At 38.4% G+C, this 18,385-nt stretch carries 17 protein-coding genes; 8 read left to right on the forward strand and 9 right to left on the reverse strand.

Going from position 1 to position 18,385, the window contains the following annotated elements:
* Positions 1-490 precede the first annotated feature (490 nt).
* From BUB71_RS15175 to BUB71_RS15200, 5 genes are all read left to right on the forward strand, one after another.
* Positions 491-982, forward strand: a complete 492-nt coding sequence (locus BUB71_RS15175; RefSeq protein ID WP_084731661.1) for an IS6 family transposase — start codon at positions 491-493, stop codon at positions 980-982.
* A gap of 484 nt (positions 983-1,466) precedes the next feature.
* On the forward strand, positions 1,467-2,009 hold the full coding sequence (locus BUB71_RS15180) for an NAD(P)H-dependent oxidoreductase (RefSeq protein ID WP_073156572.1): 543 nt from the start codon (positions 1,467-1,469) through the stop codon (positions 2,007-2,009).
* A 71-nt stretch (positions 2,010-2,080) separates the two neighbouring features.
* A complete protein-coding gene (locus tag BUB71_RS15185; RefSeq protein ID WP_073156579.1) occupies positions 2,081-2,404 on the forward strand; it encodes a winged helix-turn-helix transcriptional regulator in 324 nt (107 codons plus the stop codon).
* 275 nt (positions 2,405-2,679) lie between these two features.
* Positions 2,680-2,985, forward strand: a complete 306-nt coding sequence (locus tag BUB71_RS15190; RefSeq protein ID WP_073156583.1) for a hypothetical protein — start codon at positions 2,680-2,682, stop codon at positions 2,983-2,985.
* A gap of 783 nt (positions 2,986-3,768) precedes the next feature.
* Entirely contained in the window at positions 3,769-4,053 is a 285-nt protein-coding gene (locus BUB71_RS15200) for a BRO family protein (RefSeq protein WP_245815662.1), read from the forward strand.
* 374 nt (positions 4,054-4,427) lie between these two features.
* Here the strand turns inward: BUB71_RS15200 and BUB71_RS15205 are convergent, their stop codons facing one another.
* The gene (locus BUB71_RS15205) at positions 4,428-5,987 is read right to left on the reverse strand and encodes a thymidine phosphorylase (protein WP_217653565.1); all 1,560 of its coding nucleotides are present in this window, start codon (positions 5,985-5,987) and stop codon (positions 4,428-4,430) included.
* Between the two features lie 221 nt (positions 5,988-6,208).
* Between BUB71_RS15205 and BUB71_RS15215 the strand changes: the two genes are divergently transcribed.
* Positions 6,209-7,393: a diaminopropionate ammonia-lyase gene (locus BUB71_RS15215; RefSeq protein WP_073156595.1), complete on the forward strand. Its 1,185-nt coding sequence runs from the start codon at positions 6,209-6,211 to the stop codon at positions 7,391-7,393.
* A 148-nt stretch (positions 7,394-7,541) separates the two neighbouring features.
* Here the strand turns inward: BUB71_RS15215 and BUB71_RS15220 are convergent, their stop codons facing one another.
* Positions 7,542-7,727, reverse strand: a complete 186-nt coding sequence (locus BUB71_RS15220) for a hypothetical protein (protein ID WP_073156599.1) — start codon at positions 7,725-7,727, stop codon at positions 7,542-7,544.
* Between the two features lie 252 nt (positions 7,728-7,979).
* Here BUB71_RS15220 and BUB71_RS15225 point away from each other — a divergent pair, with 252 nt between their 5' ends.
* Together BUB71_RS15225 and BUB71_RS15230 are read left to right on the forward strand one after the other, a co-directional pair.
* Positions 7,980-9,320 (forward strand): helix-turn-helix domain-containing protein, encoded by a 1,341-nt coding sequence (locus tag BUB71_RS15225; RefSeq protein WP_073156603.1) that lies wholly within the window; start codon positions 7,980-7,982, stop codon positions 9,318-9,320.
* Positions 9,321-9,729: 409 nt separating this feature from the next.
* Entirely contained in the window at positions 9,730-10,551 is an 822-nt protein-coding gene (locus BUB71_RS15230; RefSeq protein ID WP_084731663.1) for a mechanosensitive ion channel family protein, read from the forward strand.
* A gap of 222 nt (positions 10,552-10,773) precedes the next feature.
* Here the strand turns inward: BUB71_RS15230 and rbsK are convergent, their stop codons facing one another.
* Genes rbsK through BUB71_RS15265 form a run of 7 tightly spaced genes read right to left on the reverse strand, consistent with a single transcriptional unit; the run spans position 10,774 to position 18,182 of the window.
* On the reverse strand, positions 10,774-11,697 hold the full coding sequence (gene rbsK / locus BUB71_RS15235) for a ribokinase (RefSeq protein WP_073156606.1): 924 nt from the start codon (positions 11,695-11,697) through the stop codon (positions 10,774-10,776).
* Between the two features lies 1 nt (position 11,698).
* Positions 11,699-12,712 carry a LacI family DNA-binding transcriptional regulator gene (locus tag BUB71_RS15240; RefSeq protein ID WP_073156611.1) on the reverse strand — a complete coding sequence of 338 codons (1,014 nt, stop codon included), beginning with the start codon at positions 12,710-12,712 and terminating at the stop codon, positions 11,699-11,701.
* Between the two features lie 36 nt (positions 12,713-12,748).
* Entirely contained in the window at positions 12,749-13,681 is a 933-nt protein-coding gene (locus BUB71_RS15245; protein WP_073156615.1) for a nucleoside hydrolase, read from the reverse strand.
* A gap of 5 nt (positions 13,682-13,686) precedes the next feature.
* The gene (locus BUB71_RS15250) at positions 13,687-14,616 is read right to left on the reverse strand and encodes a nucleoside hydrolase (RefSeq protein ID WP_073156618.1); all 930 of its coding nucleotides are present in this window, start codon (positions 14,614-14,616) and stop codon (positions 13,687-13,689) included.
* A gap of 10 nt (positions 14,617-14,626) precedes the next feature.
* Positions 14,627-15,580, reverse strand: coding sequence for an ABC transporter permease (locus tag BUB71_RS15255; RefSeq protein ID WP_073156623.1), 954 nt, complete (start codon positions 15,578-15,580; stop codon positions 14,627-14,629).
* 5 nt (positions 15,581-15,585) lie between these two features.
* On the reverse strand, positions 15,586-16,638 hold the full coding sequence (locus tag BUB71_RS15260) for an ABC transporter permease (protein ID WP_073156627.1): 1,053 nt from the start codon (positions 16,636-16,638) through the stop codon (positions 15,586-15,588).
* A complete protein-coding gene (locus BUB71_RS15265) occupies positions 16,635-18,182 on the reverse strand; it encodes an ABC transporter ATP-binding protein (RefSeq protein WP_073156631.1) in 1,548 nt (515 codons plus the stop codon). Before BUB71_RS15265 ends, BUB71_RS15260 begins: the two co-directional genes overlap by 4 nt.
* Positions 18,183-18,385 lie beyond the last annotated feature (203 nt).

The raw sequence follows: 18,385 nt of genomic DNA on the forward strand, positions 1-18,385 counted from the left end.
TATCCATAATAAACGGATTGTCTCCAAATTGCAATCACGATCATCACCTGCTAAATATCGGTTCGTTCTCAGGACCGAGCAACGCAGCGACCTCGTCGAACAACACGGTTCCCCTTTGTCCCAAGGATTACAGTACAAATAAGAGAGAACCGAAACATTACGAAAGCGGTTAGACTTTTTTTCAATGACTTTTATCGATTAGAAGATGCGACTTTTGAGGACCGTAGCCTGCATGTACAGAGATTGGAAAAGGTAGCTTCACCTGAAGCGGAAAAATTTTGTCAGAAACTTTATTCCATGCTTACTGCGATCATGGCAATGGGAACCAATATGATGCAACTCCAGAAGCCACCTATCGCCAAATGGCCAGTGCTGTTCAATGGCGTATGTATGATGATGTCATGAATTGAGCCCTAACGACGATTATGAGATGGGTACATGAAGGGTACATGAATATGGACCTCAGCTCTATAAACGCCTACGGCGTCATCTGAGGCTCACCAACGATTCATGGAGAGTGGATGAAACCTACATCAAGGTGAAGGGGAAATGGAAATATCTCTATCGAGCTGTGGATTCCGAAGGAAATACCATCATTTTTTACTTTGTGCCAACCTTAGTCGAAAAGCAGCGAAGCGCTTCTTTCGCAAAGCTTTACGCTCCTCTCATACGCAGATTCCACGAGTCTATTATGGTTAACAATAATGCTGCTTATTCTCCTGCAATAGCAAAGTTACAAGCAGAGAAGGCGCTTCCAAACACTATTCGAATTAGGCAAATCAAGTATTTGAACAACATAGTGGAGCAGGATCATCGGTTCATTAAAAAGCTCATACGTCCGATGTTGAAATTCCAATTTTTCCAAACGGCTACCCGTACACTCAAAGGGATTGAAGGCTTGCACATGATCAAAAAAAGACAAATTCAGTCCCTATCTACCTCTGTCCCTGACAAAGTTATACAAAACTCTTTGAATTGGTAGCTTAGTTCTCGTTCCTAACAGAGAGAAACTGGCTTTTTTATTTCTTCGATTTCTTGCACCACAACCTTAAGGTTACCTTTTGACAATTACATCAACCTTATTCAGAAGGGATTGCAGACAAATTGTAATTTATCTATTTTGAAACAGCTTCTAGTCTGGACATGTGTAAATTGTTCCTTCGCAATATTTCCTCGGAATTTTACTCACATACCCCAATCGTATTCTTTCTTTATGAACATATGAATGTGCGGAGATCCCTTATCTCGGACATCCCTCCTATAAGTGGTTTCAACTTTCCTCGAAACTGCAACCTTATCCCAAAATCGAAAAGTGGAAGAATACTATTGGAATAGATTTTCTAGTATCACTTATAGTACTAAAAATAGTACTTAGTACGAAATAAATAAGTGCTTTTCAATCAATTCAGAACCATGGATAATTAACTTGTATATGAAAAGTTTATTTTGAAAGGATGGTTATCGTTATGAAAGTTCTCGTTATAGTGGCACACCCAAACCTTTCGATTTCTAGAGGTAATCGACAACGGGTAATCGAATTAGAAAAAATTCAAGCAGTTACCATTCATCAGCTTTATCAGGAATATCCTCATTGGACCATTAATGTAGAGAAAGAACAGCAATTACTATTAAAACATGACCGTATTGTCTTACAATTTCCATTCTACTGGTATAGTTGTCCTCCACTCCTCAAAAAATGGTTTGATGATGTATTGACATATGGTTGGGCATATGGAAAAGATGGAGATAAATTGAAAGGAAAAGAATTTATAGTAGCTATTACATCTGGAGGAGCCAAAGATGCATATCGTGCAGGTGCGTACGATTGGTTTACAATTGATGAGTATCTAAAACCGATTCAAGCAACAATTACTCGTTGTCAAGGAACATTTCTTCCCTCGTATACCTTGTATGGCATCGATGATCTCACAAATGCAGAGATTCGCAAGGATGCTCAGGAGTATGGAAAATACATCATAGCTACTCACAGACATGTATCAATAATCTGAATTTTTTGGTGCCTTTACGGGAATCCTTATAATAGATTAAGCTTTCATTGAAAGTACAGATGGAAGAAGTGATGGAACTAGTGAAAAAAAAATCTCACTATCCAGTCGAAACAACCTTGAGCATGATCGGTGGCAAGTGGAAATTATTGATTTTATTTATCTTATCAGAGGAAGGGACGAAGCGATTTGGTGAGTTGAGACGAATGATCAACCATATTACGCAGGGAATGCTAACAAAACAACTTCGTGAGTTAGAAAGAGACGGATTAATCAATCGGACAATCTATCAAGAAATCCCACCAAAAGTGGAATACTCTTTATCCGAAAAAGGTAAAACGCTGCATCCGATCTTAAAGGCGATGTGTGATTGGGGTGCAGAACAGGAAAGTTTCTAATTCTGATAGTCAAAAATGAATTTTGGTGTTATGTCGCACATCTTAAAATATTTTTGTTGATAGATTGCTCCAGGAATATGAATATATTAGAAATGCCACTTGACCTAATAACCTCAGCAAACACCTTAATTTTTTCCATATATCTGAAGTTGAAAAGAGGATGTATTATCAGAAGTTGAAATGATCATGGATAATGTGAAGAAGAGGGAGGTTACCTGACACCAGTTCAATATGAAATCTCGAATACGGATGAAATAAGTGCAAGAAATTATGCGATGGTTCGGTACATTAATTTTGACTTTAATCCAACTAGTAATCAGATATTAAAACGATTAGAAACAACCGTTATAAGTGCTACACTTACGGAAACAATACCTGAACTACATCATAAGGTAACTCTATCTTTTGAAACAGTAGATCAAACAGTTTTTATAAAAGAATATACGAGAAAAGTCACGTCAGGAGATACTGAAAGTACAAGTATATATCATGTTTTAACTGATCTATTCACTTTTCATACAACTCCACTTCTCTCTTATTCTTTTGTACAAATTGATAGTGTGGAAGAAGTGTACATTTAATAATTTCTCTATTTATAGGCAAAGACACTCAGGTTTTCTGGGTGTCTTAAAGTATATTTCACCACCAAAAAGCAGCCCATCCCTCGAACTTGCGGAGGGCGATTGCTTTTGGTCGTTCCTTCTTTTCGGTTCCCTTCTGAAGGTCAGTCTGACTTGTCTTACCTCTCTTTCTTCATTCTGTCCAATTTTAATGCCAGGACCATTAGGGCTGTCCCCGCCATGAATCCGATTCTGCTACAGATTATTCCGTAGGGATACAGCAGGTAGAACCCAGTGTATCCCCCCGCGAAGCAGATAGTGCCGATGGAAGCACCAGTAAGGATGTGCCTCGCCCTCATGGTACCCGAGCGGATGATTCCTACGAGGATACTGAACAAGGTACTGAATAACACACAGAAGCCAAGGAATACGATGGGGTGAACACCCAAAAGGAACATCTGAATCTCCTCTATCTGAACCGCATACGGTTCCGTTTGAACGAGAGTACAAACGGTAGCCCCTAATTGAAGAGTTCCTTTCTGATTGGGGAATGGAAAATAGGCTGATTGTAATTAGAATAGCACAAAATAGACCACTTTTAATCTATCTTGACGTAAAAACCTCTTCAACTGGTAGGGGCGCCCACATAATGAACAAAACCAAATACATAGCCTACCAAGCGTTAAGGTAGCTCCTTAGCGTCAAAGGTTCCTCTCCCCCTTGTTGGTAGGCTTTAAAAAGGTACTCAGATTCTGAGTGCCTTTTTTCTATTTCAGGGAGGAGGAGAAACGGAGAGTGAAAAATATGGAAAATAATATTATTCAATTGCACAATGGTAGTAAAGTGAAGGTAGTTAATGAAGTTGATTTTGAGTTTAAAGGTTTGAAATTACCAGCAATGGTAGATGAGAATAATGAATTTTGGTTTGTGTTATCTGATGTTGCCGATATTATGGAAATTAAGAAAAATAGTAGAGGTCAAATGACTAGAAGCTTGGATATTGATGAAAAGGCTGAGATGACAATTTGTCATACCAGCTCTATCCAAATTCGTCCAATAGTACTCCCGCTTCTACAAGCGGTGAGGTGAATGGGACGTGGTTCGGTATCCCTTTTGCGGGGATGCTTAGAACCACTTTTTTTGTTAGAATAGTTGTAGCTCTTTGAAAACTGAAGATATGGGGTTGTTGCTGGAAAGGGTCAGTAACGTAAAATCTTCAACCACCCAGCTCACCGAAATTGCGAAAACCAAGCGAAAGTAGGGAGCATAGCAGAGCATACTTTGTTTTCACCGCTGGGACGGCGGGTAGAGCCTGCTAAGATAACTGGACGTTGGTCTGGTGTTCGCAGGAATCTACCACCTCTGTAGGTGGTAGTAGTTCAAGGCTACGATTCTACCTTCTTGCTTAGCAAATCGCTTTCACTTTTGTACACACATAAAAAGATTATTGGCAAGCGAAGAGATTATTGCATAATCACGCCCTTAATTAATTTCGGTCTTTCAATTTTGACATTTGAGAGTGTGATCAAACGATCCAAATCCAACTCTTTAGCCTCTATTAATCGCTGGGATTCATTATAATGTAATGTAAATAGGACATCTCCTTTTTCTACTCTCTGTCCGATTTTTACATGCATGATGATTCCAACTGCTGGATCAATTTGATCTTCCATTACTTCACGACCAGCTCCTAATTTCATCGTACAGAAGCCGATTTCCTCAGTTTGAATCGATTGTATAAAGCCATCTTGTTTTGCTTGAACAACTTGCTGAAATTTTGCCTGCGGCAACGCTCCATCTACTACTGAAGGATCTCCTCCTTGACTCAACACCCAGTCTTTAAATTTCTGTAAGGCGGCTCCACTACTTAATGCTCGTTCAAGCTCATTTCGTGCTTGCTCTGGTGTTACATCCTTCGCAAGACACATCATTTCTACCCCTAAAACGAGTACAACCTCACGTAGATCATCAGGCCCTTGATTTTGTAGAATTTCAATTGCTTCCTGAACCTCTAAAGCATTCCCAATTGCATATCCAAGCGGTTGATCCATATCTGTTACCACCGCTATGGTTCTTCTTCCCAGATGTGTCCCAATCTTCACCATTTTTTTTGCAAGGGATAAGGCTTCTTGCTCTGTTTTCATAAAAGCCCCAGACCCAACTTTAACATCTAATACAATCGCTTGAGCCCCTGAGGCTAATTTTTTACTCATGACAGAAGCTGCGATCAATGGAATCGATTCAACGGTGCCTGTTACATCTCTCAGAGCATATAATTTTTTATCCCCTGGAGCTAAATCTGCTGTTTGCCCAGCTACCGCAACTTTCTGTTTATTAACAAGTGAAATAAACTCATCCAATGACAAAGCAGTATTAAATTTTGCAGTGGGCTGCACACTTGGAATCGCGTCTAATTTATCTAAAGTTCCCCCAGTATGTCCTAATCCTCGTCCCGACATTTTGGCTACATGAACGCCAACAGCGGCTAATAATGGACCCAAAATCAAGGTTGTTTTATCGCCAACACCACCCGTGCTATGTTTATCTACGACAACGCCATTGATTGCAGAAAGATCTAATTTCTCACCTGTATCCACAAGCGAATTGGTAAAATCTGCCAATTCCTCCTTGTCCATACCATGGAAATAAACAGCCATTAGCCATGCAGCCATTTCATAATCAGGGATATCACTTTCCTTTTTCATGTATGCTTGTATCAATTGTTTAATCTCATTCTTCTCCAAGCGCTCACCAGCTATTTTCTTACAAATCCATTGATTTTTGGGTCTTAATTTATTTAAATCAACACGTTCTAGCTGAGCGACCTCTTTCAATACTTGCTGAAGTAACTGTTGTTCTTCTTCATTTATTCCAGACAATTGGGCTGCCATGAAATATGCACTTATTTGATAATCGGGGACTTTTCCATCAGCATATCCTTTTAGCAAATAATAGAGCTCATCTTTAGATAGCGGTAGTCCATCTCTTCTTTTGCGAATCAAATCAACAGCATAACCCATCATACATCTCCTCCAACATCACTTTTAGATGATGATATAACTTATCTTGATTTCTTTTCTAACAAATCCAAACGGATATACCTTCTCATCATATTTGTCTTCGAAAGCTACAGCAATGTTTTCTTTACTGATTTCATCTTATATTTTTAGAATATTAGGATATATTTCGCTTTAGGTTTACTATAATAATAAAGAATTACTGTTTTGAATGGAGGATAAACTTTATGAAATGGACGAAGAATCAGTTTAAAACGATTCAGAAACCAGATGCATTTCAGCATTTCAAACCTGGGCTTGTTGATCATATTCATAGATTCCATAAAACAATCCCAGAATACTCCCCTACCCCCTTATACCAGCTAAAAGCACTTTCAGCAAAATTAGGTATCGGAAAAATATATGTAAAAGATGAATCAAAACGCTTTGGTTTAAATGCTTTTAAAGCCTTAGGTGCTACATATACAATTGCGAAACATTTTGCCAAACAACTATCAATCGATCTTTCGTCAACCAATTTTTTAAACTTGATTGAACGAGTAAAGTCACTACCTACTACCACATTTGCCACAACTACTGATGGAAATCATGGTAAAGGAGTGGCTTGGGCTGCCAGTCTCTTTCATCAACCTGCTCGGATTTTTATGCCCAAAGGTTCTGCATCTGCACGTTTAGAAGCAATCCGAAATCTAGGTGCCCAAGCAGAAATGACTGATCTTAATTACGATGATACTGTAAAGATGGTTGCAAAACTTGCAAAGGAAAACGGTTGGGTTTTGGTTCAAGATACAGCGTGGGAAGGATATGAAGAGATTCCTATACATATTATGCAAGGGTATCTAACCATAATTGGAGAGATCAAAGAGCAATTATCTAAAGAGTCTTTCAACCAAATTTCACATGTTATTCTGCAAGCTGGAGTTGGTTCATTTCCTGCGGCAATTGCAGCCGCTATTTATCAAATATCAAATGATCCTCCTTCCTTTATTATTGTTGAACCTGAACAAGCAAACTGTTTTTATCAGTCAGCCTTTCATTCATCTGGATTACCCCAAAGAGTATATGGCAATCTTACAACAATGATGGCAGGTCTAGCTTGTGGAAAACCAAATCCATTTGCTTGGGCCATTTTAAAATCAACAAGTGATTTCTTTTTTTCCTGTGCTGATAAAGTGAGTGAAAAAGGTATGCGCGTTTTAGGTAATCCACTAAAGGAAGATCCAAGAATAATCGCTGGAGAATCTGGAGCTGTACCACTAGGACTCCTCTATGAATTATTATCATATAATCGTTGGGAATCGATCAGAAGTCAGTTAAAACTCGATTTATCATCAAACATTTTAGTAATCAATACCGAGGGAGATACAGACCCAGTAAACTATCGAAATATTGTTTGGGGTCATGAAGAATAGGTCAAGTAGGAAATTTTTTATCAGAGATCGGGTTGACTCAAAACGAACAATAGACTATATTCAAAACACTAAGTAAAACTCTTCATCTTTGATGAAGAGTTTTTATAAAAAAGTGGCTATAGATTTCATAACATATTTAATAATTTAACTATTTTTTCCTCATAATATTTAATAGTTGAGCAGTTGATATAATCTTATTATCTTCTACTTTTAAATTCGTTTTTCGTGTTAAGTCTGTAGATGAAGGAAGATTTGAACTGGATTTATCAGGAAGGTTTTGGCTTTGCTTTCTATTTTTACTTTTAAAACTATCGTACACTCGCTTCCAACTCATAAGATACATCCTTTCTAATTGGGATTTATCAATCTTTCTATCATTCTTTACCTTTAATAACATTATAGAACGCACTAATAAATACAGCAAATTTTGAAATCACAAAGAAATTTTTGTCCTGTTTTGGAATTCCAACAGAAAAAGAAATAAATTCCCTAAAACAAATTGGAATTACCAATTCGCATTGTTATTACAAACAATATGTGCTGAAATCGGTAAAATCACGAATTAAAATTTTTTTTGGAGGCTATCATGAATTTTTCCAAAGAAGAGCTAATCGAAATTGGAAAATACATACGGACCATACGCAAAAAGCGAGGTTTCAAGTTAGAAGACCTAGCTGATGAAAATATCTCTTCTTCCACAATCTCTAATATTGAAAAAGGTGTTGAGGGTGTTAGCGATGAGAAGAGAAACTATTTTTATCAAAAAATGGGGTTCGATCATGTTAGCATCCCGCGGCTCATTGAGGAAGAGAAAAAAAATGATTATTGGATTAAAACGCAGCTCTCATACATCGAGCATTTAATAGACCTAGGTGAGCCACAAGTAGGTCTACAGGAATTGAGAAAGCTCGAACTCAACACAGATTATTTAAAAGGCAGTAAATACTTCCTACGCGGACGAGCCTATGTTGTACAAGGGAAAGAGACCGAAAAAGCTGAACCCTATTTTAAAAAGGCACTTGAACTGATTAAACAATCCTCATCTGATCCATTTAATTATCGATCATCTTGTTATAATCAGCTAGGTAAAATCTCCTACTATAATAACAGATTTGCTGATGCATTGCGTTATACAGACAAAGGAATCTATACATATATTAAGAGTTCGGAATATAACCAACATCTCATTTTTTCATTACTTATGAATAAAGTGGTTTATTTAAATAAAATAGGGTATAGAGATAAAGCATCTTCTGTTTTAGACCAACTCTGGCAAAGAGAAAATGAAATTCACAATGTTGATGTGATTGCAAATATGTATGACCTACAAGCCACCATTCATATGGAGAATGAATTATACTCTCAAGCTCTTGAAACAGCAGAAAAAGGGCTGCGAATTGCTCGGATCAATAAGTTGAGCTATCGCACCGTTGAACTACTGCTCACAATAGGAAAAACGCTAATGGCGATGAATAAATTTACTGAGGCAAAAACAGCTTTAAATACTGCTTTAAAACTAAAAGGGCAAGTGAAGCAAAAACACGGATTCTTGCCTGTATACAATCAATTAGGTAAATTATTTTTAATCCAGAAAAAACCTGAAGAAGCGAAGAAGATTATCGAAACTGCCATCAATGAAAAAGCAATTGCGAAAGACATGGTTCGTTATGTAGATGCTCTCTTAACGCTCGGTCAATCGCTTATTGAACAGGGTCACATAAATGAAGCTATTGAATTATATTTGGAAACAAAAGAGCTAACTGAACAACATTCTTTATTATCCCAACAGCACGAAGTATTCTTTCGCTTATGTGAAATTTGGAAGGAAAAAGACTCCGTAGAATACAATTCTTTTCTATCAAAAAAATTCGAGGTAGAGTTAGAATTAAGAAAACGAAATGGAGGTGATGATTATGCATTACGGTGATATGCCATCCGACTAATGAAAGTGTATGTCTACAAACCATTATCTTAACCCAGCAGAACAATTGCTGGGTTTTTTCTTTTATTATTATACCAAACTTCAACCTATTACTGTATGACTGAGTCAAAGGAACAGTAAAATACTTCATTGCGAAGATTTTTCGACGATCATTTATTTAGAGAGATTACACTTTCAGAAAGATTGTTAGAAAAATATCGTTTACATATCTTTTGATCAATATAAACCTACCTTCTTCTAGCCGGTTAATGGCAAATTATCCATAATTTTATACTATTCGTTCAAATATTCCCTTGCCAATTCTAAGACCCTTCGATAAAATAGGAATTCAAGGATTCTTCCAATAAACGTCATTTGAACCATTACATATCTATATACTGAAAGGGGTTTCCAGATGTTCCAATTTTCCAAATGGAATTTTCAATGGGCACCAATAGCCAAATCTCTGATTACATCAGCTCTTATTCTAGTTATTGCATTTATTCTTTATGCCATCTTAAAAGTTGTGATTCATCGGTTACTAATACATAAAGGAAAGCATTTAGGAGGAAATACACAGCACCGCCTCACTACACTTCAAAGTCTTTTAAGCAATATTATCTTTTATACAATCTTCTTTATCGCCATTGTTGCCATTCTGGATCAGTTTCATATCAACGCAGCTGGCTTTGTTGCAAGTGCTGGAATACTTGGTCTCGCAGTTGGTTTTGGGGCAAAGGATTTAGTAAGTGACATGGTAACTGGCTTTTTTATGTTAATTGAAGATCAAGTAAAAGTTGGGGAATTAGTAACTGTAGCTACTTTTACTGGGATCGTGGAAGCAGTGGGACTTCGCTTGCTTAAACTTCGCGATTTGAATGGGGATCTTCATTTTATTCCAAACCGAGATGTCAGAACATTGACCAATCATTCGCGTGGAAATAAACAAGTCTTAGTTGATCTAGAGTTTCCTATTACTACTCATGTAAATGATTCAACTCAATCACTTCAGAGTATCTGTGATCAACTTGCACAGCAAATGAAGGTGATCACAGAAGGACCTCATGTTGTGGGTGTGCAAACCCTCAATGCAAATGAATACAGTTTAAGAATCATCGCCAAGGCGGAAAATGGTTCTCATGAAGAGGTAGAAAGAGAGCTTCGAAAGCAGATCACAGAATATCTACATAAAGAACAAATACAGGAAGAAGAAAATAAGGTTGTCGTTTCAGATTAGATATCGTTGCTTTACGCTCTCTATAGAGTGGTTTCTCACCCAAATTCCTATCAAAACTAGCCAACTTGTGAATGGCTAGTTTTCTCATTTTAGTAAAGACTCCTTTCTTACATAATATTTTGTATCATCAAATGATTACTCGATATAACTTTCGACATAACAAACACCAAAAATCGATCTACTCGATTCTTGGTGTTTATTTGTAAGGAGTTAAACGAATAATTATTGAAAATCATCAACCTCTTTCCGATTTGGCATACCTGACTGCGCTCCTAATTTTGTTACGGCTAGTGCAGACACACGATTTGCAAATCGGATGGCATGATCTATTTCTTGACCCTCAGCAATTGCAACTGCCAAAGCTGCATTAAAAGCATCACCCGCCCCTGTAGTATCTAAAACATTTACTGGATGGCTCGAAATCCTTTTTCCAACTTGGTTTTTTGTCAAATAAGCCACTCCATCTTTCCCAAGCGTTGTAATCACATGCTTCGGTCCCATCGTTAAAAGTTGCTCCATCGCAGAAAATAAATCAGACTCATCTACTTTTTCCCGATTGGTTAAAAGGGCCAACTCTGTTTGATTAGGTGTAATATAGTCTATCTGTTGCAGCAAAGAATCAGGTAATTTTTGTGCAGGTGCGGGATTTAAAATGACTTCTGTATTTTCTTCTTTAGCAATTTCAACCGCTCGAATAACGGTTGATAAAGGGATTTCTAATTGAAATAAACAGAGATCAGCCGAAGCGATAACACTACGGAAAACATCTTCATCATCTATTTTAAATTGATGATTAGCTCCAGGTACCACGATAATTCGATTATCATGTTCAGACAACAAAATGGATGCAATCCCTGTACTATGTGTTGAAGATGTCTGTAAATGATCAATATTTATTCCTTCCTTTTGCAAGGATTGAATCAGTTGATTGCCAAAATCATCTTTCCCCACCGAACCGAGCATAATAGTCTCAGCCTCTAAACGAGCAGCAGCAACGGCTTGATTGGCGCCTTTCCCCCCTGGAATCACATGAGCCCGCTCACCTAAAATCGTCTCACCCTGAACTGGAGCCCGCTCTGCTTCGACAACAATATCCATATTCAAACTTCCAACAACGACAATCTTGGGCACTTTCGCCTCTACCATTTCATAATCGACCTCTCTTTGTCGAACCACGTTCAACCAATTTAACCTCTAATTCGTAAACAATTTCATGATCTGAAATTCCACCTATCTTCTCAATGAGAATTTGCGCTGCCAATCTACCCATCTCATAAATCGGCTGGACAACTGTTGTTAATTCTGGCTCTGTTATCTGAGAAAGCTGTATCCCATCATATCCACAGATTGCTACTTGCTCTGGAACTGAGATTCCCATACATCGTAGCTCTTTTAATGCACCAATTGCCATCATATCATTCCCAGCAAAAATCCCATCAATCTCTGGATGGCGTAATAACAATTTGCGAACCGCCTGACGACCCCCTTCTATCTGAAAATAGCCTGGTTCTAATAAGGATTGATCAAACCATGAGAAAGATTCTACTTCTTGAATATAGCTTTTATATCGCTCTTTTGCGGTGATGAGATGTTGAGGCCCGTATATATGAGCGATCGTTTCGCAACCAACAGAGCGTAAATGCTGAATGGCCTGATGTACACCTTGGCGATTTTGGGTGCGAATTACACTAACTGAGGATTCACGTTGTTCATTGATAAATGCTCGATCCATCAGTACAGCTGGAATTCCTTGTCTTTGTAATTCATATATTTCTTCTTCAGCAAGTGCATTCGATGCAAAGATAATCCCATCTATCGACTTACTTTTCAATACATCTAAATATACTTTTTCCTTTTCACTCTGATCATCAGAGTTACAAAGAAACAAGGTAAATCCCCGCTGTCTTGCCATATCTTCAATCGCTCTTGCTAATTCAGCAAAAAAGGGATTTTGAATGTCTGGCATAATGACTGCAATCCCTTTCAGCTTTTTTCCTGCTAACACCTGAGCAACTGAATTGGGTACATATTGTAGCTCACGAATGGCAGCCATTACTTTCTTTTTTGTATTGACATCTACATAACCCTTCTCATTGATCACCCTTGAAACAGTAGCTATTGATACATTTGCTAAAGCTGCCACATCACGAATTGTTGACAAGCGCCTCTACACCTCCTTGATCCAGATGATTTACTTTTAGCGATAGTTTTGAAGTGTATCCAGCATGAGGCTCCAAAATTTATCTTGATTTAATTCCATTGCGACATGGACATTTGCTGCTCGTTTTGTCACACCATGTAGATCTATAACAGTCATGCCATAAGTAAACTGGCCATTGGTTTCCACATCTACGCGCAGATGCGAAGTTGTGAATACATCAGGGTCAATACAATAAGCTACACAACATGCATCATGAATGGGAGCCCCTTCAAATCCAAATACCTCTTTGTATGTTTCACTAAAGAATTCAAGCAGTTCGACCACAAAGCGAGCAACTTTATGATCGATCTGAGCAATCTGTTGTTGAATCGCTTTGGTTGCAATTGCTTGGTGAGTAAGATCAAGCCCTACCATTGTAATCGGTACACCACTATCGAGGACAATCTGTGCAGCTTCCGCATCAACATAGATATTAAATTCAGCAGCAGGAGTCCAGTTTCCAAATCTACCCCCACCCATAAAGACAATCTCCTCGATTTTATCTAGAATCTTTGGTTCCTTTCGAATAGCTAATGCAATATTGGTTAAGGGTCCCACAGGAACCAATGTAATCTTCTCATCTGATTGTGAGAGCGTTTGGATGATAAAATCGACTGCATCGATTTCTAGAAGTGGTTTTGTAGGTGTGGGGAGTGAAGGCCCATCTAAACCAGATTCTCCATGAATGCTGCTAGCAGTCACCTGTTCTCTCACAAGTGGTCTACTCGCACCTTGGGCAATGGGAACATGAATACCAGCTAATTCACATACTTTTTGCGCATTGAGAGTCGTCTTTTCGATGGTCGAATTACCAGCAACTGTTGTAACTCCTACTAATTCAATTTTTGGATTAGCAGCTGCCATCAATAAAGCAATGGCATCATCATGTCCAGGATCACAATCTAGTATGATTTTTCGAGCTTTAAGCATGGATATCACCCCTGTTGTAATAATGTTTGAATGAATAATTGGCTAAAACGTTCTCTTTCTATATTCATCGCTACTTGAAGCTTTGGACGGGGATCAGCTGGGTCTACTTGGAGAAATGGTCTTACATCGATAATTGTCATCCCTCTAGTCAAACCTTCCTGTGTTTCCACTTCCACTGGTAACACTTCTGTCTGAATAACTGATTCATCGATCACAGCACAGACAGCAGATGGATCACAGAGAAAAGTCTCATCATTGTTATCACGTAAAAATTGAATCAAACGATATGCATATTGAGCAACAGGTGTCTGTGTTTCCTTCAATTGCATATTTTCCTCTGGATGAAGTACTGCCTGCATACAAACATCCCAAGTAACTAAGCGAATGGGTAAACCTGATGAAAAGACAACATGTGCTGCATCTGGGTCTACATAGATGTTAAACTCAGCCACAGGTGTAACATTTCCACCCTTTGCGCCTGCGCCACCCATAATTACTAATTCTCTTATATTATCCTGAATAGAGGGTTCCTTTTTAAGTGCAACTGCCATATTCGTTAAAGGCCCTAATAGGATTAAAGTAACAGGCTCTGGTGACTCTTTCACTTTACGAATCATCAAATCAACACCATGTTCTTCGACACCATTTCGCACAACTTCAGGCAACTGGATATCACCAAATCCGCTCTCCCCATGTATCTCGGCAGCCGTGTGTAAGGGACGAATCAATGGAGCGTCCATTCCCCTTGCAACAGGGATATCTGGAGCTTGCGCAATATCTAATACCGCAAGCGTATTTCGATAAGTGTGATCAACATGCACATTTCCAGATACTGTTGAAATTCCAATCACATCGAGTAAGGGGCTTTGGAGCGCAAACAACAGAGCTAATGCATCATCCACACCGGTATCTACATCTATAAAAACAGGTTTCATTTTCTCCACCTCACGATTGTGTAGTTGATTGTGATGTTAATTCAAGCTGCTTCTTCTTCTTTCGGATCGCTAGAATAATTAATGCAAGAATGGTGACTACGTATGGGATCATTTGCACAAACTGGCTGGGTATTTGGTTGCCAGGAATCGTTTGTACAATAGTTGTAATCGTACTACCTAATCCAAAAATAAGAGAACCGATCAATATGCCAACTGGATTACTACCGCCTAACATCACAACTGCTAGAGCAATAAAACCTGTTCCTGCAGTCATATCTTTAACAAACATACTTGTCATCCCCATTGATAGATAAGCCCCTGCTAAACCAGCAAACAATCCACTCCATGCCAAGGCGATAAATTGCATCCGATCAACAGAAATTCCTAATGATGCAGCTGCTTCGGGGGATTCACCTACTGCACGTAAATGAATACCATGAGGCGTTCTATAAAGTAATACCAAACAAAGAAAAACAGCTATGATTGAAACCCAAACCATTAAATTGTGTCCACTTAACAATTTTCCAATAATCGGAATTTGTTCGATGAATGGAATATGAATAGAGGGAATACGGTTTAGCTGCTCTGGTGAATAATTTCCTGTCAATCCATAGATTTTGTTCATTAAGAAAATGGTTAGACCTGAACCAAGAATGTTGACAGCAAATCCAACAATAATGATATCAACCTTTAGTTTGATGGAAAAAAAACCCATCAACATGCTAACCAATATGGAAATGATAACACCAGCTACTACACCTAAAAGCCAACTACCTGTAGCTGCACCAACTGCAATTGAGCTAAAAGCAGAAAGTAACATAATCCCTTCCAAGCCGATATTAACTACGCCACCGACCATCGAAATCATGCCACCAAGAGCGGATAAAAGGATTGGAACGGTTACTCGTAGCAAGACAACAAAAAGGGTTAAATTTAATACCTGCTCCCAAATTGCTTGAATCATTGATCTCACCGCCCTTGCCTGAGAAGATATTTCTGTCGTAAAAATGTAAAAATAGCTTGAGAAGAAACAAGGAGAACCAAGATGACCTGGATAATGACCGCTAATTCTCGTGGAACATCACTAGCTCCTTGCATCAATTGGGCACCAACTTGCAGGTAAGCGTAAAACAAGGCCGCCACTGCCACACCAAACGGATGATTGCGAGCTAGTAAGGCGATTATAATTCCATCAAAGCCTAGATTGATTGAAAAATAATCTTTAAATGTTCCATGAACACCTAAAATTTCTATGATCCCAGCAAGTGCTGCTAAACCACCACTAATTACAACACTTAAAATGATGATTTTTTTAGTTGAGATTCCGCCATAATGAGCAAAACGACTATTTTGTCCTACCATACGCAGCTCGTAACCAAACTTTGTTTTATATAGGAGTAAATAGATGACAATCACCGTTGCAAGGGCGATGATGATCCCATAATGCGCAGTAAAACCTTCAACAATCCGCCCTAAACGCAGATCTGAAGCGATATATTGCATACGCGCATACCCACCACTTGCAGGGTCTTTAAAAATATTATTTACAAAATAAGAGGTTGAAAGAATCGCTATGAAATTAAGCATTAATGTGGTAACAATTTCATCTGTATTTAGATATGCTTTTAAAAATCCAGGAATTGCTCCAAAAATTGCGCCTGCACAGATTGCTGCAAGAAAAATGATTGGTAAATGAACCCAAACAGGTAATCCAGGAATATAAAGAGCTGCCAAAGCACCAACAAATGCACCCATATACAACTGTCCTTCTGCCCCCATGCTAAACACGCCTGCTTGAAAGACAATCGCTAAAGCAAGTCCAGTAAAGATAAGTGGAACAGCCTTATTTAAAACAGTGCCGATGTTAAAAGCACTGGATATCGGACCTAAAAGTAGTGATTGAATTGCTGTTAATGGCTCCTCGCTTACAATATAGATGATGATAATACCCAGCAGAATGGCTACAAGTGCTGCGCCTATAATTCCTGTCAACTCTAACGTCAACGTTTTTCTTGTATTCATTCAGCCACCGCCTCTTGCTCCTGCCTTTTAATGCCTAACATATAACTACCGATTTCTTCTTCTGATAACGGCGTAGAATTATCTAAAATCGCCACAATCTCCCCGTTGTATAGAACACCAATTCGATCACTCAAGTTGATCACTTCAGATAGCTCTGCTGAAACGAGCAATACCGCCGTACCTTCATCACGTTTTTTAATAATTTCCCGGTGAATAAATTCAATGGCTCCAATATCAACACCACGTGTAGGCTGAGAAGCAATTAATAGTTTTGGGTTTTTCGATAGCTCTCGAGCAATGATCACTTTTTGCAAGTTGCCCCCAGACAATGATCCTGCCAATGCATCTTCATTTTGAACACGAATATCAAAATCCTTAATCATTTGCTGTGAGAACCCCTTGATTTTTTTCTGTTCCAAGAATGGACCACGACGATATTCCTTCGCTCGACAACAGTCAAGAATTAGATTTTCGGAGATTGTTGAAGTTAAGCATGCACCTGTTGTTTGCCGATCTTCTGGAATATGTCCAATCTTCATTGCGCGAATTTGGGCAACCGTTTTTTCTGTTAAGTCTTGACCGAGATATTCAATTTGTCCTGACTTTATTTTCCTTAATCCAGTAATCGCTTCAATCAACTCAGTCTGTCCATTTCCCTCAACCCCAGCAAAGCCAAAAATTTCACCAGCACGAATTTGAAATGAAACATTACGAATTGCCTCTAACCCTTTATCATCTGGTACAGTTAAATGATTAACTTTTAACACAGGTTCTTTCGGTTTTGCTTCCTCTTTTTCTACTCGGAACAAAACATTTCTACCTACCATTAATTTCGATATCTCTTCTTGACTTGAATTTTTGGTTTGTACAGTTTCAATCGTTTTTCCAGCCCGTAAAATTGTTGCCCGATCAGATATTTCCATTACTTCTCTCAACTTATGGGTAATAAAAATCACCGTATAATTTTCTTTAACCAACTCTTTCATCGAATGAAACAATTCATCAGTCTCTTGTGGCGTTAAGACGGCTGTTGGTTCGTCCAGAATAATTAATCGAGCGCCTCGATAAAGGACTTTTAAGATTTCTACTCTTTGCTTTTGTCCAACAGAGATCATCTCCACTTTTGCTTGTGGATCAACTTTTAATGTATAACGCTGAATTAATTGATCTACCTCTGTCAATTCCCTTTTTCGATCTCGAAACAAGGAAAAGAATCCTTTTCTTAACTCATCACCAAGTAATATATTTTCGGAAACTGTAAGTGATGGAACCAACATAAAATGTTGATGAACCATGCCAATCCCTTGTTTGATCGCATCCCGTGGACCTTGAAATGTGACAGGTTGCCCTTTATATCTGATCTCACCACTTGTAGGTGTTTCCAATCCAAACAGAATCTTCATCAAAGTTGATTTACCTGCTCCATTTTCACCGACAAGAGCATGGATTTCTCCTTCGTGAACAGTTAAATCAACACCTTGATTTGCTTTTGTACCATTGGGGTAAACCTTGTGAATATCTTTCATTTCTAAGAGTACAGTCATCAGATTTCACCCTCATGATCGAAAATGGAGAAGGCGAGGTGAACTCACCTTCACAACTATAGACAAGAGCTATACTTTTCATTGAGCACCTTGATTATTAATAATCTAAATGAAGGTTTTTCATCAATCTATCCAAATTCGTCCAAGAGTACTCCCGCTTCTACAAGCGGTGAGGTGAATGGGACGTGGTTCGATATCCCTTT

Source organism: Seinonella peptonophila (assembly GCF_900129355.1).
GTDB classification, from domain to species: domain Bacteria; phylum Bacillota; class Bacilli; order Thermoactinomycetales; family Thermoactinomycetaceae; genus Seinonella; species Seinonella peptonophila.